Origin of the sequence: Acinetobacter sp. 1566109 (genome assembly GCF_000582255.1) — a bacterium.
Taxonomy (GTDB): Bacteria; Pseudomonadota; Gammaproteobacteria; order Pseudomonadales; family Moraxellaceae; genus Acinetobacter; species Acinetobacter nosocomialis.
On sequence record NZ_JEYB01000114.1, the window covers coordinates 1 to 3,579 of the forward strand.

Genomic DNA, 3,579 nt, shown 5'->3' on the forward strand with positions numbered 1-3,579 from the left:
AGCTATGCTTACTGGAGTCTATATAAATAATGTTGCTACTTATAGTGTACCAACACAATTAGATGGTTTAAAGCAGATAAATTTTATATTTGGGGCAAATGGGTCTGGAAAAACTACAATTGTAGAATTATAGATCAACCATTAGGCTACACACATTGTTTACTTCAATGGCTTGGTGAAGAACCAATAAAAACTCTAGTCTATAATAAAGATTTTATTGATCGTAATTTCAATCAAGAAAATACCGTTAAAGGAGTTTTTACTCTAGGTGACGATCAAGTTGAGGCAGAAGGTCAAATTGCTTTATTGCGTCCACAAATGAGGGTGAATGGAAGCGTAAAAAACATCAGCCTGAATATCGTCGTCAATGGCGTAAATTACATATGGGTATAGATGCTAAAACCTTACAAATACGCGCTGTTCAGCTCACAACCAACAATGTGAGTGATTCACAGGTACTTGGTGATTTACTCGATCAGATTCCACAAGATGAGAGAGTTGACTCCGTCTATACCGATGGAGCTTATGATACCAAACAGTGCCGACAGGTCATTGCGAATCGGCAAGCACATGCAGTGATTCCACCAAGAAAAAATGCGAAGCCATGGAAAGATAAAAAGATGAGCTCGCTAGAACGCAATGAGTTGCTTCGAACAGTTAAACGTTTAGGAAGAACTATTTGGAAGAAATGGTCAGGCTATCATCGGCGAAGTTTGGTTGAAACCAAGATGCATTGCATCAAATTATTGGGGGATAAACTCAGTGCGAGAAATTTTCAAAGCCAAGTCAATGAGATTCATGCACGTATGGCAGTATTAAATAAATTTATGGACTTAGGCAGACCACATACCCGAGTTGTCACTTAAATTTGAGTAGATATGAGAAGTCTTAACTTTTAAATCTTTGTGCAACAAAGCCTTAACAAACTAGAATTTATTCTTCTATTTGAAAGGATTCTTAAAATACTCTTTTAATATGGAAATAATTAATAGTGTACTGATTAAACCTAGAAATACTATAAGAACCCACAACATACAATCCAAAGAATATTAAACATTACTGATACAAAAATAATAATATTTTTTTGTCTATTAAGTAACTGAAATTTAGTTTTCTTTACAAGTTAAGTGTTTTATTAAGTTATAATTAAAAGTAAATTTTTCTCAACTAGTATAAAGTTTAAGAGTATAGGTTATTGAATTGTTTCTTATGCAAAAAAAAGTCAAGAATCTTTATTTAAGAAAAGGTGAACACTCATTTGTTCTGCAATCACAGTTCATTTTTAAAGCTAAGCAGCAAAAATGGACTAGTGAAGATATCCAAAAAATTATAGAAAAGACCTTATATCAAGATAAATATAGGGTATATGCAATTTTGAGAGAGTATTCTAGCCAGAATTACGGGTAAATTTGACTTGAAAAAGAGAAGGACTAAAGTCTTTTAGAAGGATATATCTTGGATCCTGAATAAGATTTTTACTATTAAAGGAGTAAAGTTTAGCCTCGATATAAGTTTAATCTATTATTTTTACAATAATATTCCATATATCAATACCTAATTTAACTTTAGTTCCTATCGCCAACCCTGTATGGTGCCCGTTCAGAAACACTCTATCGAGGCTAATATGTATAGTTTTTCTGTAAAAGATTTAGATCAATTAATTGAAACGAATCTCAAAGATGGGAATAAATACAGTAAATTATTGATTGGATATAAATTATTTTCTGATTTGATGAATGATCCTATATTTTATACAGAAGTGTCTAATTCAGCTCTGAGCGCTACGAAAAGAAAATATAAGCAACTAAAAATTAAAATCACCACACATCAATATTAGCTTCATTTGGAATAAATCAATAAAACGAAAGTTCTCAGCTCTCTCTTCGTATATGAGAAAGTCACAATTTATGGCCTTTCTCATATCTATTTAGCATAAAATCTCCTATGCGAATCTGGAAAGATTAAGTTATTTCGTAATATTTTATCCAATAAGCATTGTCGAAAATATCAGTGTAATAGCTTGACTTCTTACAATGTGAAAAATAGTCACAGCATAAATCTCTAATAATTTCAATTTCCTCTAGGCTATCAGCAGCATTGACTAAAAATATAAACTTGTCCAAGTTAACAAGTAATTTACTACTATTTTTCAAAGGTTTATTATTAGACATTGAATCCTATGTGTTTTCCTGTTGGAAGCTCTACATCAATACGAAGTTTTCCGCCCATTGCTTCGACATACTTTTTCATCGTTGAAATTTTAAGATCATGACCACGATTTTCGATTGCTGACAATGAAGGCTGTTTGATTCCAAGGGTTGCAGCCAGTTCTTTTTGAGAAATCTCTAACTCTTCACGAATAAGGTGAAGCTGAGTTTCCAACAATAATTCATCCGCCATTTGTTGAATACGAGCTTGACTCTCTGGAGAGCGATTAGCCAATAATTCTTGTAGGGTCTTAGCCATTAGATTGATCTCCTAAAGTTGAAAGATGAATTTCGTATTGCTGATCGGCAATATCTAACATCTCTTTATAAAAACGCTTTTTACCGCCTTTATCACCGATACACAGCACAATAGCTTGTCGTAAAGGATCAAACGCGAAAAAGGCTCTCAGTGGTTTACCTCGATGCTGAACACGTAGCTCTTTCATATTGGTAAATTTGGAGTCATAGACGGTATCTACTAAAGGACGACCTAAACTTGGTCCCTGTTGCTGTAGAACGACCAACGCTGCGAGTACTTTCTCTTGTGTAGATTGATCTTGCTGTGCAAGCCATTCGTTAAACAGATCCGTTGTAATGACTGTCCACATATTACAACAATAATATAGATTACAATCTATATTTTATGCTTAATTGAATTATTATTCAAATGACAATAAAAAATCCCGACGTCATGTCGGGATTTTTCGGTGTGGAGCGCATAGGTAGGGCTGACTACCTAATGGTCATGGTGTCTGACTGATTATTCTTGTTTTAAGTCATTGAACATCCTGTTCATATAGATCGATCATAGGGACTTCACTGGTGCTTGGATACAAACAATTTCGTAAAATGCTGTAAGCCAAAGCGTACAAAAAATCATCAAAATTATCCCAAAGCTTATCCGCAAGAAATGGGGATAAATTCAGAAATGGAAGCCTTAAGGAATCGGAAGGAAATTACGATTTGATCGTTTTTTAACCAATTTTATTGGCGAAATATATAAAAACTGCTCATAAAAAAGCCGACTTGTTCCCAAGTCGGCTTTTCGACATCGTCGAGCAAATTATTTATAGCATAAGTTTTTGATTTTTATATGTTTCAATTTGTTCATTTCGTATAATGCCCATTATGTTAATTGTAGGAAAACTTAATTTTATTACCTTATTGAGACATATCTTTGATTTGACGTTTATGTCTATACATTTGCTTATCTGCTTCAACTACTGTTTGTTGTAAATCCGTCCCTGGTTGACGTGCTGCAACACCAATAGCAGCATTAATTCCAGCCTGTTTTAAGGATTCTGAAATTCGATTTGCTAGTTTTTGAGTATTTTCTAAGTTAGTTTCAATATTTAAAATACCAAACTCATCT

Annotated in this window: 6 protein-coding genes and 2 pseudogenes; 4 read left to right on the forward strand and 4 right to left on the reverse strand. The window is 33.5% G+C overall.

The annotated features are described in order from the left end of the window. The first annotated feature begins 4 nt into the window (after nucleotides 1-4). From J582_RS27410 to J582_RS24310, 4 genes and pseudogenes are all read left to right on the forward strand, one after another. Complete coding sequence (locus tag J582_RS27410) at nucleotides 5-133, forward strand: AAA family ATPase (RefSeq protein ID WP_002123981.1); 129 nt, start codon at nucleotides 5-7, stop codon at nucleotides 131-133. 53 nt (nucleotides 134-186) lie between these two features. Beyond that, nucleotides 187-393: an AAA family ATPase gene (locus tag J582_RS26875; protein ID WP_236769086.1), complete on the forward strand. Its 207-nt coding sequence runs from the start codon at nucleotides 187-189 to the stop codon at nucleotides 391-393. Next, nucleotides 321-866, forward strand: a pseudogene (locus J582_RS24300) (IS5 family transposase); the annotation flags it as partial. The gene J582_RS26875 and the pseudogene J582_RS24300, both read left to right, overlap by 73 nt. Nucleotides 867-1,624: 758 nt before the next feature. Then, nucleotides 1,625-1,837 (forward strand): hypothetical protein, encoded by a 213-nt coding sequence (locus tag J582_RS24310; protein ID WP_016653394.1) that lies wholly within the window; start codon nucleotides 1,625-1,627, stop codon nucleotides 1,835-1,837. Between the two features lie 124 nt (nucleotides 1,838-1,961). Here J582_RS24310 and J582_RS0105435 read toward each other — a convergent pair whose 3' ends face one another. From J582_RS0105435 to J582_RS24325, 4 genes and pseudogenes are all read right to left on the reverse strand, one after another. Then, nucleotides 1,962-2,171: a hypothetical protein gene (locus J582_RS0105435; RefSeq protein WP_000069471.1), complete on the reverse strand. Its 210-nt coding sequence runs from the start codon at nucleotides 2,169-2,171 to the stop codon at nucleotides 1,962-1,964. Beyond that, nucleotides 2,164-2,466 (reverse strand): helix-turn-helix domain-containing protein, encoded by a 303-nt coding sequence (locus tag J582_RS24315; protein WP_001140619.1) that lies wholly within the window; start codon nucleotides 2,464-2,466, stop codon nucleotides 2,164-2,166. Before J582_RS24315 ends, J582_RS0105435 begins: the two co-directional genes overlap by 8 nt. Continuing rightward, complete coding sequence (locus tag J582_RS24320; protein ID WP_000269903.1) at nucleotides 2,459-2,815, reverse strand: type II toxin-antitoxin system RelE/ParE family toxin; 357 nt, start codon at nucleotides 2,813-2,815, stop codon at nucleotides 2,459-2,461. The genes J582_RS24315 and J582_RS24320 overlap by 8 nt, the downstream gene beginning before the upstream one ends. Nucleotides 2,816-3,368: 553 nt before the next feature. Beyond that, nucleotides 3,369-3,579, reverse strand: a pseudogene (locus J582_RS24325) (diguanylate cyclase); the annotation flags it as partial.